The organism is Trichloromonas sp. (assembly GCF_034006665.1).
GTDB lineage: Bacteria > Desulfobacterota > Desulfuromonadia > Desulfuromonadales > Trichloromonadaceae > Trichloromonas.
This window is the reverse complement of sequence record NZ_JAVESI010000005.1, coordinates 57,740-73,308: the sequence shown is the minus strand read 5'-3', so window position 1 is coordinate 73,308 and position 15,569 is coordinate 57,740. Positions and strand designations below refer to the sequence as shown.

Genomic DNA, 15,569 nt, shown 5'->3' with positions numbered 1-15,569 from the left:
GGATCACCTCCTAGTGATATTGACGACACTCATCCTGAACGAAACGGATAAATTCCTCAGGGGTCATCGGCTCGAGATTCTTTCCGGTGCGGTCCCGGGGAGCAAGCCGCCCTTCCTGCATCTCCCGATCTCCGACGACAAGCATATAGGGAACCTTCTCAAGCTGCGCTTCACGGATTTTGAAACCGAGTTTTTCGTTGCGCAGATCGGCCTTCACCCGGATTCCGGCCGCCGCCAACTGCTCCCGAACCCGGTCGACATAATCGGCCTGGTTGTCGGTAACATTGACGATAACAGCCTGTACCGGGGATATCCAGAGAGGGAAGTTGCCGGCGAAATGCTCGATCAGAACACCGATGAACCGCTCGATGGCTCCCAGAATAACCCGGTGCACCATGACCGGCCGATGTTTTTCGCCATCGCTGCCGACATAGGTAAGATCGAAGCGCTCAGGCAGGGTAAAATCGCACTGGATTGTAGCACACTGCCATCTTCTGTCAAGGGCATCCTTGAGCTTGATATCAATCTTCGGACCGTAAAAGGCGCCGTCTCCCTCGTTGATTTCAAAGGGCAATCCGGAGTCCTCCAGCGCCGCCATCAAGGCTCGGGTCGCCCGCTCCCAGTCGGCGTCGCTGCCGATGGATTTTTCCGGACGAGTGGAAATCTCCATTTCGTACTCGAAACCGAAGATACCCATGACATCCTGAACGAACTTGATCACGCCTTTGATTTCGCCATCGAGTTGTTCGGGGGTGCAAAGAATATGAGCGTCATCCTGGGTAAAGCCGCGCACCCGCAGAAGACCGTGCAACACCCCGGACTTCTCGTGACGATGTACCGTTCCCAGTTCGAAGTAGCGCAGAGGCAGATCGCGGTAGGAGCGCATCTTCGATTTGTAGATAAGCATATGCGCCAGGCAGTTCATCGGCTTGATGCCGTAGCTCTGCTCGTCGACCTCGGTGAAGTACATATTCTCCCGGTAGTTTTCGTAATGTCCGGAAGTCTTCCAGAGTTCGGTGCGGAGGATCTGCGGGCCCATGACAATATCGTAACCGCGGCGCAGATGCTCGCGTCGCTCGAAATCCTCGATCAGGGTACGCAACAGGGCACCCTTCGGATGCCAGATCACCAGTCCCGCCCCGGCTTCCTCGCTGAAGGAAAAGAGATCAAGCTCCTTGCCCAGCTTGCGATGATCGCGCTTGCGGGCTTCCTCAAGGCGGGCCAGATAGGCTTTCAGCTCTTTCTTGTCGGGGAAGGCGGTAGCGTAGATGCGTTGCAGCATAGCGTTCTTTTCGCTGCCGCGCCAGTAAGCACCCGCCACACCAGTGAGCTTGAAGGCCTTGATGAACTTGGTGGAAGGCAGATGCGGCCCCCGGCAGAGATCGACAAAATCCCCCTGGCGGTAGAGGGAGACCACTCCGTCCGGCAGATCCTCGATCAGCTCGACTTTGTAGTTTTCCCCCATTTTTTTAAACAATTCAATTGCTTCATCGCGGGGAAGTTCTTCACGGACAATGGGCAGATCCGCCGCCGCCAACTCTTCCATCTTCTTCTCGATGGTCTCGAACATCTCCGGCGCAAAGGTCTGCTTGGTGCTGTAAAAATCGTAATAAAAACCATTTTCAATAGCCGGACCGATTGTCACCTGAACGTCGTCGCCGTAGAGGGCTTTCACCGCATGCGCCATCAGATGGGCGGTAGTATGACGATAGATCTCCAGCCCCTCCGGAGAATTCAAGGTAACCAATTCGACCCGGGCATCACTGTCCAAAGCCTTGTTCAGATCCACAAGATGACCGTCAACCCTCGCAGCTACCGCTTGACGGGCCAGACCCTCACCGATGGAACGGGCCACGTCCAGTGGGGTGCTGCCGGCTGGGAATTCTTTCTTGGAACCATCGGGCAGCTCAATTCGCACCTGACTCATCAATTACTCCAGGAATGAAAAGAGGCATCCGGGGATGCCTCGTTCACGAACAGTTCGGTTGCCGGTTATGGTAGGCACGGGCGGGATTGAACCGCCGACCCCTACCGTGTCAAGGTAGTGCTCTCCCACTGAGCTACGTGCCTACAACCGAAACGACGTATTTCTAGCAAACGCTCATCGCTTCTGTCAAGGGGTTTTCCTGAACAACTGCGGATTTTTATTGATGGAAGCCTCAAATTCGAGGAGACGCGATTTGGTTTGGATGCCGTCTCCGCCGGAGTAACCGGTCAAGCGCCCATCCCGCCCGACAACCCTGTGACAGGGGAGAACGATAGGATAAGGGTTGCCGGCCATGACCCGGCCCACCGCCCGGGCACGACCGGGAAAGCCGGCGCACTGGGCCAGCTCTCCATAGGTAAGGGTCGTGCCCAAGGGTATCTTTGTCAGTTCCCGCAAAACGGCGGTGGCAAAGGGCGAGAAACAAGACCAGTCCAAGGTCAGATCGAAAAAACCACGCTCGCCAAGAAAAAATTCGCGCAGTTGGTCGCAAGCACGAAGCGCCGAGACCTCCTTGCCCCAACTGGCAGATGGGTATTTTCGCCGGATTTCATACCGGGCCGCTTCTTCATCCGCCGTCAACAGAACTTCCCGAAGTAGGTCGCCTTCGGCAATGACCGCGACAAAACCGACGGGAGTCGATAACCCCTGAACATCGTGGGATGAATTCATCGCCTCAGAATCTTTCCCTTGATGAGATTTACCGCCTCTTCGCTGAAAGGCACCCGAAAAAGCATGCAACCGAAGGCAAAGAGCAGACAACCAAAACCAATTGTACCGCCAAGGACACTCCCTTTCAGCCAAATCCGACCCGGCTCGAGCCAAGGGACGAGACGCAGCAGTGCCCAAACGGCAGCCCCCATGATAACCGTAGCCGGCAGGATACGCATCAGGGCGGAAACAACCGCCCTCAGACCCAGTGGTCCCAACTTGCGGCGCAAAGTCCAGAGCAGCGCACCGCTATTGAAGACCGAGGCAAGAGTCAGCGCTGCGGCCAAGCCGACATGCCCGAAAGGACGCATCAGCACAAGTCCCAAGGTCACATTCACCAGCAGCGTCCAGAAAGAGATCCACACCGGGGTCCGAGTGTCCTGACGGGCATAGAAAGCAGGGACGACAACCCGGCTGATGCCGACGAAAAAGAGTCCGGGTGCATAAGCGGCCAGGGCCAGGGCGGTCTGTCTAACGTCTTCCGCCACAAAAGCCCCCTTCATGAAAAAAAGACTTAACATCGGCTCGGCGCATAGATACAAGCCGACCGACGCGGGGATGGTGATCAGGGCAATCAGGATCAGAGCGTAGTGGAGGGACTCACGAAACCCCTGATCGTCACGGCTTCCCACCTGTCGACTCATGGCGGGGAGTACCGCCTGGGCCAAAGAGACGATGAAAATCCCCTGAGGAAATTCGAAAAGTCGTTGCCCGTAATAGAGAAAGGACACGCTCCCCTCGGGCAGAAACGAAGCCAGTAGCCGAGAGACCACCACGTTGATCTGATAGATGGCAACCCCGGCGATACCCGGCAACATCAGCCAGGCGATGCGTCGCACCTGTGGATGGCCAAAGTGGAAATCGGGGCGTAGGCGAATCCCGAAACTCCGCACGACCGGCACTTGAATGAGCAGCTGCAGCGCGCCGCCGACCACCACCCCAACGGCCAGAGCGGTAATGCCGACTTCGAATCGGGTATGCAACCACAGAGCGCAGAGAATCATACTGAGATTGAGCAAGAGCGGTGAAGCGGCCGGAACAAAGTAATGCCCCATGATGTTGAGAATCCCCGTCAGCAGAGCCAGCAGACTGACGAAGAAAATATAGGGGAACATGATGCGATTGAGAAAATCAGTCAGTTCCAGCTTTCCTTCGACGGCGCCGAATCCGTGGCCGATGAGTTCGACCAGCCATGGCGACCCCCAGATACCCAGCAGGGTCACGCCGGTCATGACCAGCACCAGCAAAGTCATGCAGATATTAGCCACCTCCTGGGCCTGCTCTTTCCCCTCCCGATGATAAATCTGCGAATACGTGGGAACGAAAGCCGCCGTCAGCGAACCTTCGGCGAAGAAACGACGAAGCAGATTGGGAATGGTGAAAGCCACGAAAAAGGCATCGGTGCCGAATCCCGCGCCGAAGAGGCCCGCTACCACCATATCCCGGACCAGTCCGGCGATCCGGCTGAGCCCGGTAGCCAAACCCAGCACTCCTGTTGCCCGTGTGATGTTTTTTCTTTCCGACATTACCACTCCGGAAATGATACAAGCCGCTTTGCGACAGGCGGGTAAAAGAGTATGGCTTTAGCCCGCGTATTTGAGATAACTAGGCAAAATTTGTATTATTTTATCTTAATTCAGCTAATCAGTACCTTAAGCTGCTGATGTTAAACAACTATTCAATACAGATTGGAGAGTTTTTAACTTGACGGACGATTAATGTGATGCTATAAAACTGCCGTCGTAAAAAAATTAATCACAATCACCGGAGGATAGAACCTTGGCCAACCACAAATCCGCACTGAAGAGAAATAAGCAGAATACGGTTCGCAATGCCCGCAACACCCACATCCGTTCGACCATGCGTACGTATGTCAAGCAGGTACGCGAAGCCGTTGCCACCGGCGATGCCGAAGCCGCCAAACTGGCCATGGAAAAGGCCATGCCCTACATCGACAAGGCTGCCAGCAAGGGGGTCATCCACAAGGCGACCGCCAGCCGCAAGATTTCCCGCCTGGCAAAACTGGTCAACGCCCTTTAAAAAACATCCTTTCCACCGATCATAAAAAAGGAGGCTTGCAAGCCTCCTTTTTTTATTTTCCGCCCCGGGTGATTTCCGTCACTAGTCCCGTCAGCAGTACATTCGGGTGAGCGCCACTGGACTTCAAAGAAAAATCGGTTTCAAGGAAGAGTTCGAACAGCTCGCGATAGCGTAAGGATGTGAAATTCCGTGACTGTTCAAGCAGACCCTTGATGAAAAATGGCGCAACCCCCAGAAGCTTTGGAAGTTCCCGCTCCGCCGTTCCCTGCTCCAGAGACTCGCGACATTTCCACAACTGTCGAAAGTGGCGAACAATCATGGTCAACACCATGAGCGGGGCGGAACCGTCGTCGAGAATCCGCCCGAGGAGGCGTTGCGCATCCCCGTGCCGCCGCCCTCCCAGGGCGTCGTTCAAGGCAAAGACACTATCGATCCGGGTATCGGAGACAATGGTCCGAACATCGTCGACATCGGCCAGGGGTCGGTCGCCAAGGTAAGCAAAGAGCTTGGTCAACTCCCCCTGAATTTCCTGCAGATCGTTCCCAACCCGGCGACAAAAAAGCGCCAGAGCTTCGTCGGTCAGGGAATAACGGGACTGCCGCGCCTGCTCGCGGATGAAGCCGGGAATCTGGTTGTCATAGAGTTTTTTAAACTCCACCAGTTCCCCAAACTTTTTGAAATCCTGGAAAAATTTTCGCCGACCATCGATCTTCTCGGCAACAAATACCAGTACGGTTTCCGGAACCGGATCACGGAGATAAGGGAGAAAAAGCTCAAGTTCATCAGCGGAAAAATGTTGCGCGTCCTTAACCAGAACCAGGCGTCGACCGGCAAAAACCGGCAGAGTTCGAGCCTGATCGAGGATCTCTTCGGTGCGTGCCTGCTGAGCCGAGAACTGGTCAAAATTGAAATCCCTGTCCGCCGGCGGCAGGAGGATATCGAGAATTAACCGCCAGCATTTCTCGATCAGAAACCCTTCCTCGCCATAAAGAAAGAGCGGGCTGGGAACCTCTTTTTTGTCCAGTGCGCGAAAGAGCTCAACGGAGGTCATGGGCCCTAGAAATCTTCCTGGATGCGTTGGTAGATCTGCTCGGCGAGCCGCTGACTGATGTTTTGCATGGCCTCGGTTTCGAAATCGTCCTGACGGGCACGGTCGGCACTGTTGAGCGACTCCTCGGTCCAGAAAAGACTGTCCTTCCAAAGGATCTTGCCGTCGGATACCCGGCGCAGATTGGCATTGACCCGCATCTCCGAACGATATTCCTGAATATTGTCACGCCGATTATAGGCAATCGAAGTGCGGTCGTAGGATGCGACGTCGCCGCTCAAAACGGCTTCCGCCTCCCTGGCACTGGCGACCAAACGCATTTGCCGGTCGCGGGTAAACCAGAGAATCAGGTCGTTGGTGAGCATACTTTCAAGAAAGGGTTCGCTGGTGCGATTCCCGAAAGGCTGGATGTAGAGCGAGTCCACACCGATGCCCGCACTGAGTCCCCGGGGGGTATACCCACAACCCGCCAGCAAAAGCACCGTCAGCAGGAGAAAAGCGAGTCGTTTCATCAAGACACCACAATATTGACGAGGCGACCGGGCACCAGAATCACCTTGCGCACCTGCTGCCCATCAAGGAAGCGAGCCACGTTCGGTTCGTCGAGGGCCGCCTGGCGGATCACCTCTTCGGAAGCATCGGCCGGCACGGTGACCTTGCCGCGAACCTTGCCGTTGACCTGAACGACAATCGATTTTTCATCTTCGATCAGGGCCTTCTCATCCCAGACCGGCCAACCCAGAGTTTCGATCCCTTTGGCATGCCCGAGACAATTCCAGAGCTCCTCGGCAACATGGGGGACGAAGGGAGAAAGCAACCGAACCGTCGTTTCCAGAGCTTCGCGCAATACCGCCGGCGTCTCGGCCTTACCCTCATAAGCCGAAACGGCATTGACCAGCTCCATGACCGCGGCAATGGCAGTGTTGAAATGGAAGCGGCCGTCGATATCCTCGGTGACCTTTTTGATGGTCCGATGGGTCATGCGGCGCAGGTCGCGAGCCGGGCCCTCCGCGCTGGTCGGCAAGGGAACGCCCTGAATCAACGGCAGGTTTTCATAGACCAGTCGCCAGACCCGGCCGATAAAACGAAAACAGCCTTCGACCCCCTGTTCGTTCCACTCCAAATCTTTCTCCGGCGGAGCGGCGAAGAGAGAAAAGAGCCGGGCGGTATCGGCGCCGTAACGCGCGATGAGATGGTCCGGGTCGATGACGTTTTTCTTTGATTTGCTCATCTTCTCGATACGGCCCAGCACCGTCTCTGCCCGGCACCGTGAGCAGCGCCCGTCCACCACTTCCTCGGGATAGAGCCAGCCGTGTTCGGGGCAGGAGCGGGTTTCCATGCAGACCATCCCTTGGGTCAGCAGATTGGTAAAGGGCTCGCCGATCTTCATCATGCCGAGATCACGCAACACTTTCGTGAAAAAGCGCGCATAAAGCAGGTGCATGACGGCGTGCTCAACACCGCCGATGTACTGGTCGACGGGCAGCCAATAGTCGACGGCGGCGGCATCGAGCGGCCCCTCGGCATATTTCGGACAGGCATAACGGGCAAAATACCAGGAACTTTCTACGAAAGTATCGAAGGTGTCGGTTTCGCGCCGGGCCGCCTTACCGCAAACCGGGCAGGTGGTCGTGACGAAGTCTTCGGATTGGGCCAGGGGACTTCCGCCTTCGCCGGTAAAGGCAACATCGGTCGGCAGGACCACGGGGAGATCCTTTTCCGGAACCGGCACCATGCCGCAGTGGTCGCAGTAGATCACCGGGATCGGCGTCCCCCAATATCTCTGCCGGGAAACCCCCCAGTCACGCAGACGATAATTGATCGTCTTTTGGCCGATTCCCCGTTTTGTGAGAGATTCGGCGATCTTTTCCTTGGCTTCTTCGTTGGCAAGGCCGTTGAACTCGGCCGAGTTGACCATAAGACCGGGACCGATCCAAGCGGCCGGCATGGTCTCCGGATCAAGGGTTTCACCTTCGGGCTGGATGACCACCACCAACGGCAAACGATATTTACGCGCAAATTCGAAATCCCGCTGATCGTGGGTCGGAACCGCCATGACGGCACCGGTGCCATACTCCATAAGAACAAAATTAGCAAGAAAGATCGGCATCTTGCAACCGGTTACCGGGTTCAGGCAGTAACTTCCGGTAAAGACCCCTTCTTTTTCCTGATCGTCGCTGGTGCGCTTGAGTTTGTCCTGCTTTTTGACCTTGGCGATGAATTCCTCCACGGAAGCGCGCTGCTCGGCCGTGGTCAGTTCCAGCGCCAGGGGATGTTCCGGCGCCAGGCTCATAAAGGTGGCGCCGAAGAGGGTGTCTTGGCGAGTGGTGAAGACGCGAATCGATTCTTCGCGCCCGACGATGGGGAAGTCGATCTCACAACCGGTGCTGCGACCGATCCAGTTGCGCTGCATGATCAGTACCGGTTCGGGCCAACCGGTGAGATTGTAGGTTTCGTCAAGCAACTCCTGAGCGTAATTAGTGATGCGGAAGAACCACTGCTCCAGCTCCTTGGCGACCACCTCGCTGTCACAGCGCCAGCAGCGGCCGTCTTCCACCTGCTCGTTGGCCAGCACCGTCTGGCAGGAAGGACACCAGTTCACCGAAGAACTCTTCTTGTACGCCAATCCCTTTTCCAGCATCCTGAGAAAAACCAGCTGTTCCCAACGGTAATACTCGGGATCGCAGGTCGCCAGCTCCCGGTCCCAATCGTAGGAGAGCCCCATCCTTTTCAACTGCACCTTCATGCTGGCGATATTCTCAAAGGTCCATTTGGCGGGATGAATGCCGTGGTTGATGGCAGCGTTTTCCGCCGGCATGCCGAAGGCGTCCCAGCCCATGGGATGCAGCACGTTGAAGCACTGAAGGCGCTTGTAGCGAGCCACCACGTCGCCGATGGAATAGTTGCGTACATGCCCCATATGGATGCGTCCTGAAGGATAAGGGAACATTTCCAGCAGATAGAACTTTTTGCGGGAGGCATCCTCGGTAACCTTGAAAGTCTTGTCGGCATCCCAGCGGTTCTGCCATTTTTCTTCGATGGCAGCGGCATTGTAACGTTCTTGCATATATCCTCCACGGCCTGTCGAGGCCATCGGTTTCATAAACATGAATACCGGCAAACGCCGGTATTCTTTCTCAGGCCCGACTAACCCCCGGAGGGATCCGGCCCTTCGCACCACTTCTATAAACACGGCCTGCGCTTGCCGTGAACGTCTATTTCTCCCGGTAGGTGATGCGCCCGCGGGTCAGATCATAGGGGGAGAGTTCGACCGTCACCCGGTCACCAGGCAGAATGCGGATATAAAATTTGCGCATCTTGCCGGAAATATGCGCCAGAACAATATGCCCGTTATCCAGTTTGACCCGGAACATGGCATTGGGAAGGGGTTCTATGACTTCCCCTTCGACTTCAATCGCTTCTTCTTTCGCCAAAATGGCCTCCTGATATTGAGGAACTGAAATTTCATCATCGTTCTACGGAATGGGCTATTTAACATAATCCATATGGGAATTGTCAACCCCGGGGTGCAAGGAATCGCAAGGGATCCCAGGCATCCCTACTTGAGCGACAGCAGGCGGCGAGCAACTTCCTGGACCTGGGGGGACTGCACCGGCTTGGTGATATAATCGTTGGCCCCCAGGGCGAAGGCGCGGCTACGATCCTCCTCGGCCCCCTCGGTGGAGATCACCACGATCGGAACCTCCTTCAGGGCCGGATCCTTACGGACCAGGCTGACCAGTTTGAGACCGTCCATGACCGGCATGTTGATGTCGGTAAAAATCAGGTCGAACCGTTCGCTGGTAATCTTCTTGAGCCCATCGACCCCGTTCGCCGCTTCGGAAATCGCCACCCCCGGCAGTCGTTTGACGGCATAGACCAGCAACTGCCGCATGGTGGGCGAATCATCCACAATCAGAACACGCTTGGTTTCCACAGGATCTTCCCTTCCCTGCCCTATTTCGTCAGCAGGTTAATAAAACCTTGAATGGTCGAAAGCTTCCTTTCCGACTCGGAATAGAGCCGGGAGGAGAATATAGCGGTCGCCGCATGGCCGGCGAGCAGGGTGAACAGTTCATAGTCGACATCGGCGAAGCGCCGCTTCTGTTCTAGCAATCGGTAAATAACGATCACGCCGATGACATGTTCTTTGATTTTCAAGGGGATACAGGCCATGGGATGGGTGTAATCGAGCTGGTAGGCCTCAATGTCCTCGACGAAATGATTCTCGCCGGTTTGCCCCGACTGTCCAATCACCCCTACCCCCAGATTGATGGGCGGCAGGTCCGCCTCGTTGATTCCTTCCTGACTGGCGAGTTCGAGCTTTCCGCTCTTTTCGTCCAAAAGCAGCAAGGCGAAAACTTCGGCACCAATCAGGTTGATGATGATTTCGGAAATAATCTGCAATACTTCCTTGAAATCAAGGGTGGAATGCAACTGGTAGGAAGCGATGTACAGATTCGCCAGCATGTTGTTTTCCGATTCGACCACCACGTAACGATTGGCGAAATCATGGTTCTCCTCCTCGACCGCCTTGATCCGGTCAAGAATCTCCTGCTTTTCGCGCTCCAGTTCGGCAACCTGCCGTCTCAGTCTTTGCAGCTCCTCCAGTTGCGCGGGAGAAGAGAGATCCTGTGCCGCCGGCTCCTTCAGTTTGAGAATCTGGTAACGCAGACGCTCGTTCTCTTTGAGCAGGGCCTGAGTAAATTCGGCACCCTTTTTGAAGACCTGAAGAAACTCCTCGGCCCGTTTGACTGAACCGTTTTCCTCGTTGAATTCCGACATGTAAGCCGCTCCCGGAAGAAATTTTCAACAGAATGACTGATAAATCCGCGCATCGTCGACCGATACCGTCTCGGACAATGCCGAAAGCAAATCAGCCGTTTGCCCTTAGAAACCGCAACGCCGGAGAACCTCGCCGGCCATCAGCGAAAGGGGCAGAACCTTGTCCACCTTGCCGGTGGCGATCGCTTCCTTGGGCATGCCGAAAACCACGCTGCTCTCCTCGCTTTCGGCGAGCACCTGCCCCCCCCGCTCCTTGATCAGCTCCGCCCCTCGGGCACCGTCATTACCCATCCCCGTGAGGATGACACCGAGCAGGTTCGCACCGAAGACCTCGCCGGCGGACTTGAACATGACATCAACGGAAGGGGTGTAGCGTTGACTCGGGGGAGGATCCTCGACCAGGGCCACGACCTTGTCGCCACGCACCTGAAAGGTGAGATTCTTCCCCCCGGGAGCGATGAGAACGCGGCCGGGAACCATCAGATCCCCCGTCTCTCCCTCCTTGACCTCCAAGGCGCAGAACTTGTTTAAGCGCTCGGCGAAAGCACGGGTAAAGACCGGGGGCATATGCTGGGAAATGGCGATGCCGAGGGGCAAGGGGACATTGATCGACGAGAGCAGTGCCTTGAGAGCGGGAGGCCCGCCGGTGGAAGCACCAATAACGACTTGGCTGACACCGTTACTACGGGGAATGACGGCATGGAGCGGAGCGACCGTCCCCGCGCGGTCCCTGAGCGATGGCCGGCGCAGTACCTTGTTCATGTCGGTGCGGGCGATTGCCATCACCTTGTTCAGCAGTTCGTCGCGAATATTCACCAGTTCCGGAGAGATGCGGCTGGTCGGCTTGGCGACGAAGTCGACCGCCCCAAGTTCCAAAGCCTTGAAGACATTTTCGTCATCGGCGCGGGAAGACACAACGATGACTGGGGTCGGTCGGTTCTGCATGACAATCCGCAAAAAGCCAAAACCGTCCATGCGCGGCATCTCCAGATCAAGAGTCACGAGATCCGGCTGCAGATCGAAAAATTTCCGCAATCCTTCTTCACCGTTACAGGCATAGCCGACGACGGTCACCCCGGGGATTTCATCAAGGAACCTGATGATCGTACGACGGTTGTAGGCCGAGTCATCGACCACCAGAACGCGGACGGTATTTTTCATGGCCGCTCTCCCGGGGCGAAACTCAGAGCCGGCCGCTGATAAAGCATGTCATGCTGGTAGTGGCGCAGGGCGAAGGCGGTCGTGATGTTCATCAACGACTCGGAGTGGCCGAGCAGCAGAAAACCTTCCGGCTTGAGCCGGGAGTGGAAACTGTCGATGACCTTCTTCTTGGCGGCAAGATCAAAATAGATGATGACGTTGCGGCAGAAAATGACATCGAATTTACCGAGCAGGGCAACGCGGGGGAAGTCGAAAAGATTCAGATGGCTGATGGAAACAAGATTCTTGATCTGATCGCTGATGCGATATTTGCCGTCGACTTCGGTAAAGTATTTTTTCAGATAGCGGGCATCGGTGGACCGGAAAGAGGACTGCCCATAAATCCCTTTGCGGGCGATCTGCAACACCCGCTGACTGATATCAGTACCGATGATGTCAATCTGCCACCCGTTGAACAACCCCAAGTCGAGTATCAGCATGGCGATGGTGTAGGGTTCCTCGCCGCTGGAACAACCGGCACTCCAGATGCGGATCTTCTTGTCGCCGATCTGCTCCTTCTTTGCTCGGATCTCCGGCAGAATCTCTCTGACGAAGGTCTTGAGTTGAAAATCTTCCCGGAAAAAATAGGTCTCGTTGGTGGTCAGAGTGTTGATGACTTCCGTGAATTCGTCATCCCTGTTTTTGTGATACCGCAGATAATAGTAGTAATCCTTGAAACTCTTCAGTTGCAGGGCCTGCAGGCGCTTGCCCAGACGCCGTTCAAGCAGATATTTGGAATCCGGACCAAAATGCAAACCGCTATGCGCATAAACGAGATCCTTGATTTGCCGAAACTCCTCGTCGCTCATGGAGATTTCCGGAGAGAGAAAAAGCATGTTCTAGCCTTCCTCACCGAGAGATTCCAGGGTCTGTTCCAGTTGGGCGTGCACCAGTTCTTCCCCTTCAACCAGCAGCCTGTTTTCGACCAGTTCGCGGCAACTCGCCCCACCGATCTGCTCAAGGGCTTGGGCGAAACGCAGGCGGACCTCCCAGTGGGGATGATTGATCAGCACCTCGGCCATGGCCGGAAGCCAGTCCCGTCGTCCGGTTGTCACCAGAAGGGCAAGAGCGGTACCGACAACCTCCTCGTCGTCGTGATACAGCGAAGCGATCAAATGCGGGAAGGCGCCATCGGGAGCGAAGGCGAACCAGGCTTCCAGAGCGGCGATGCAGACCAGTCCCACCGGATCCCCCAAGGCTTCACGAATCAGGGAGCCGGCCCGATCGCTGCCGATAGCGCCGATGGCTCTGAGGACCGTAGCCCGAACCCAGGGATCCTCATCGTGAAGAGCCAGAGCCAGGGCGTCGACGGCACGGCGATCGCGCAAGCTTCCGAGAACTTCCGCAGCGATTCGGCGGACATCGGCATCCTCGTCGGTCAGGGCCAGGACCAGAGCATCAAGCTGTTCAATGTCGGGATTTCCGCCCAGAGCGCTCACGGCAGAGCGACGAACTTCGGCGGAATCGTCCTTGAGAGCCAAAAAAACCATCGGTCGGACCATCCGGAAATTCACCTTGCCGAGTACGGCGATGGCTGCCATGCGGGTCTCGGCGCGCGCGTCTTCCATCAGCGGAGCAAGGGCGGTCAGAAATGCCTCTGGGGATTCTTCGGCCAGGACGCCAAGGGCTTCCTGCGCGACCCGCCGGGCCTCAGCATCCTCCCTGCGGAGAACCTCGGTCAGCGCCGGCAGGGCGGCGACGACCCGGAGCCGGCCAAGAGCGTGAGCCGCGGCCAGAACCAGTTCCTGGTTGTCGGAATCAAGGGCTTTGAGCAGAGGTTCAATCGCCTCTTCGGCCCCCGTCTCCGCCGCTAGATAACAGAGAAACGCCTGCAAGCGCTCGGATTGGTTCGACCAGTCCTGCAGCAGGGAAACGACCGCCGGACGGCCCAGAGACAGGATCGCACGGGCGGCCTTGCGCCCCAGTTCCTCGTCAGCCAGCCAGGGAAGCAGGTGGACAAGGCTGTGCCGGGCGGGGACCAAAGAAACGAGGCGCAGGGCGGCACGCACCACCGGCAGGCGCGAAGATGCAAGGGCTTCGGCCATCGCGAGGTCCGCCGTTTTCGAATCGCGCGCCAGAGCCTCGGCCACGGCTTGCGGCTGAGAGCGGTACAGGGCTCCCAGAGAAAGAACCGCCGCTTCACGAACGTTGCCCATGCGGTCGCCCAGGCCCGACGCCAGAAGCGACGCTCCCTCGGCCATGTCGATCTGCCCCAGGCAATCGAAAAGAGCCTTGCGCAGCAAGGGATCCTCAACATAGCCTCGAATGCGTTCCAAGGGGAGAGGATGGCCGATAAGTCCCAAAGCTTCGAGAATGGTGAAGCGCATGAGCAGATCCGCTTCTTCCATGGCTTCAAGAAGTGGGGAAAGGGCCTCGGCGTTTCGCAGTTTGCCGAGATTTTCCGCCGCCGCAGCCCGTACGTTGCGATCGCTGTCGGCCAGCGCCTCGGTCATCACCGCAAGGCTGGCAGAGTCGCCGATTTCCCCGAGGATATCGAGAATGAACTTGCGCACATCGGCATCGGAACAGGTGATTTCCTCGTGCAGAACGGGCAGCGCCCGGCTGCCGAGGCGCACGAGGATATCCACGGCAACATTGCGCAGCCCGGCATTGTCCTGGGCATGAAGCAGCTCGACAACATCTTCGGCCAGTTCTCCGGCTCGGGAGAGACCGATGAAGGTCTCCGAAGCCTCCTTGCGAACCCGCCAGCTCGCATCCCCCATGGCCCGGTACAAAAGCGCCATGGGCAGATGGGATCCAAGGTCGGCCAGTTCCCGAACGGCCTGAATCCGTGCCTCCTCATCGTCGGATCCAAGTTTCTTTTCCAGAATTTCAGCAATATCCACGCAAAAATCCTTGCTCGCGGCAGTGCGACGGATACCGGCGGGCAATCCCGCCGCGCGTCACGGCCCTGGCTGAAGCCGGGACAGATGTAGAATCTCGTCGGTTGAAAAGAGTTTTTCCAGATCGATAACCATCACAAGGTCATCCTCGCGCCGGCAGACCGCCAGAAAAAATTCCGACTCCCGCCCCTGGACAAACTCCGGCGGGGGCTGAACCTCCTGCCGGGTGTAACGGCGCACTTCCGTCATTTCCTCAACGAGAATGCCGACGAAGCGATCGAAGACGGCGCAGATGATGATCCGGGAACGCCGGTCGACGGCAAGGGCCGGAAGACCAAAACGCTTGCCGAGATCGACGACCGGCAAAACCATGCCGCGTAGATTGATCATTCCCTCGACGAAGCTTGGCGCTCTGGGAACGACGGTCAGCTTCTGCGGGCGGATGATCTCCTTGATGCGCATGATGTCAACGGCATAGGTTTCCGACCCCAGCCGGAAGCAGGCCAGTTGGACCTCCTGCCGCTGCCGCTGTTCTTCGGGATCGTGACGGGTCAGGGAGGAAAGGCTCATTTGGCCAAGAACCTCTGAATAGTTTCAATGACCATGGCTGACTTGAACGGTTTGGTGATGTACCAGTCCGCTCCGACCTTCTCGCCGCGCACCATATCCTCGCGGCTTTTCTTGGCGGTCAGCATGATGACCGGTATATGCCGGGTAGCCGGATCGCTCTTGAGTTGCCGGCAGACCTCGAAACCGTCGATTTCCGGGAGCATGATATCCAGCAAAACCAGATCCGGCTTGTCCTCGGCGACCGCCTCCAGCGCGGCCCGACCATTCTGAGCCCCTTTCACTTCGAAGCCCTTGGAGATCAGCAGGATGCTCTCCAGCTTCAGGAGGCTTTCCTCGTCTTCGACGATCAGGATCTTTTTCTTGTTCACCGGGTGACTCCTTTCCCCAT

15 protein-coding genes and 1 tRNA gene are annotated in these 15,569 nt (G+C 56.9%); 1 reads left to right on the top strand and 15 read right to left on the bottom strand.

Annotated elements, in window-relative coordinates; translation table 11 throughout:
* Positions 1 to 10: 10 nt before the first annotated feature.
* The 4 genes from thrS to murJ all read right to left on the bottom strand — a co-directional run bounded on the left by thrS (position 11) and on the right by murJ (position 4,221).
* Positions 11 to 1,927 (bottom strand): threonine--tRNA ligase, encoded by a 1,917-nt coding sequence (thrS, locus tag RBR25_RS03820; RefSeq protein WP_432818205.1) that lies wholly within the window; start codon positions 1,925 to 1,927, stop codon positions 11 to 13.
* A gap of 68 nt (positions 1,928 to 1,995) precedes the next feature.
* Positions 1,996 to 2,070: transfer RNA gene (locus RBR25_RS03815), tRNA-Val, on the bottom strand.
* 43 nt (positions 2,071 to 2,113) lie between these two features.
* Positions 2,114 to 2,656, bottom strand: a complete 543-nt coding sequence (locus tag RBR25_RS03810) for a methylated-DNA--[protein]-cysteine S-methyltransferase (protein ID WP_432818204.1) — start codon at positions 2,654 to 2,656, stop codon at positions 2,114 to 2,116.
* A complete protein-coding gene (gene murJ, locus RBR25_RS03805) occupies positions 2,653 to 4,221 on the bottom strand; it encodes a murein biosynthesis integral membrane protein MurJ (RefSeq protein ID WP_432818203.1) in 1,569 nt (522 codons plus the stop codon). The genes RBR25_RS03810 and murJ overlap by 4 nt, the downstream gene beginning before the upstream one ends.
* Before the next feature lie 253 nt (positions 4,222 to 4,474).
* On the opposite strand from murJ, the gene rpsT reads away from it, so the two are divergent.
* On the top strand, positions 4,475 to 4,735 hold the full coding sequence (rpsT, locus tag RBR25_RS03800; RefSeq protein ID WP_432818202.1) for a 30S ribosomal protein S20: 261 nt from the start codon (positions 4,475 to 4,477) through the stop codon (positions 4,733 to 4,735).
* Between the two features lie 52 nt (positions 4,736 to 4,787).
* Here the strand turns inward: rpsT and holA are convergent, their stop codons facing one another.
* The 11 genes from holA to RBR25_RS03745 form a co-directional block, all read right to left on the bottom strand.
* A complete protein-coding gene (gene holA / locus RBR25_RS03795; RefSeq protein WP_432818201.1) occupies positions 4,788 to 5,786 on the bottom strand; it encodes a DNA polymerase III subunit delta in 999 nt (332 codons plus the stop codon).
* Positions 5,787 to 5,791: 5 nt separating this feature from the next.
* Positions 5,792 to 6,295, bottom strand: a complete 504-nt coding sequence (gene lptE / locus RBR25_RS03790) for an LPS assembly lipoprotein LptE (RefSeq protein WP_432818200.1) — start codon at positions 6,293 to 6,295, stop codon at positions 5,792 to 5,794.
* Positions 6,295 to 8,850, bottom strand: coding sequence for a leucine--tRNA ligase (gene leuS / locus RBR25_RS03785; protein WP_432818199.1), 2,556 nt, complete (start codon positions 8,848 to 8,850; stop codon positions 6,295 to 6,297). The genes lptE and leuS overlap by 1 nt, the downstream gene beginning before the upstream one ends.
* 148 nt (positions 8,851 to 8,998) lie before the next feature.
* Positions 8,999 to 9,217 carry a translation initiation factor IF-1 gene (gene infA / locus RBR25_RS03780; RefSeq protein WP_432818198.1) on the bottom strand — a complete coding sequence of 73 codons (219 nt, stop codon included), beginning with the start codon at positions 9,215 to 9,217 and terminating at the stop codon, positions 8,999 to 9,001.
* A gap of 125 nt (positions 9,218 to 9,342) precedes the next feature.
* Positions 9,343 to 9,720 (bottom strand): response regulator, encoded by a 378-nt coding sequence (locus tag RBR25_RS03775; RefSeq protein WP_432818197.1) that lies wholly within the window; start codon positions 9,718 to 9,720, stop codon positions 9,343 to 9,345.
* A gap of 20 nt (positions 9,721 to 9,740) precedes the next feature.
* Complete coding sequence (locus RBR25_RS03770) at positions 9,741 to 10,568, bottom strand: GAF domain-containing protein (RefSeq protein WP_432818196.1); 828 nt, start codon at positions 10,566 to 10,568, stop codon at positions 9,741 to 9,743.
* Between the two features lie 105 nt (positions 10,569 to 10,673).
* On the bottom strand, positions 10,674 to 11,729 hold the full coding sequence (locus RBR25_RS03765) for a protein-glutamate methylesterase/protein-glutamine glutaminase (protein WP_432818195.1): 1,056 nt from the start codon (positions 11,727 to 11,729) through the stop codon (positions 10,674 to 10,676).
* Complete coding sequence (locus RBR25_RS03760) at positions 11,726 to 12,604, bottom strand: CheR family methyltransferase (RefSeq protein ID WP_432818194.1); 879 nt, start codon at positions 12,602 to 12,604, stop codon at positions 11,726 to 11,728. The genes RBR25_RS03765 and RBR25_RS03760 overlap by 4 nt, the downstream gene beginning before the upstream one ends.
* 3 nt (positions 12,605 to 12,607) lie before the next feature.
* Complete coding sequence (locus RBR25_RS03755) at positions 12,608 to 14,614, bottom strand: HEAT repeat domain-containing protein (protein WP_432818193.1); 2,007 nt, start codon at positions 14,612 to 14,614, stop codon at positions 12,608 to 12,610.
* 57 nt (positions 14,615 to 14,671) lie between these two features.
* The gene (locus RBR25_RS03750) at positions 14,672 to 15,181 is read right to left on the bottom strand and encodes a chemotaxis protein CheW (RefSeq protein WP_432818192.1); all 510 of its coding nucleotides are present in this window, start codon (positions 15,179 to 15,181) and stop codon (positions 14,672 to 14,674) included.
* Positions 15,178 to 15,549, bottom strand: a complete 372-nt coding sequence (locus RBR25_RS03745) for a response regulator (protein WP_432818191.1) — start codon at positions 15,547 to 15,549, stop codon at positions 15,178 to 15,180. Before RBR25_RS03745 ends, RBR25_RS03750 begins: the two co-directional genes overlap by 4 nt.
* Positions 15,550 to 15,569 lie beyond the last annotated feature (20 nt).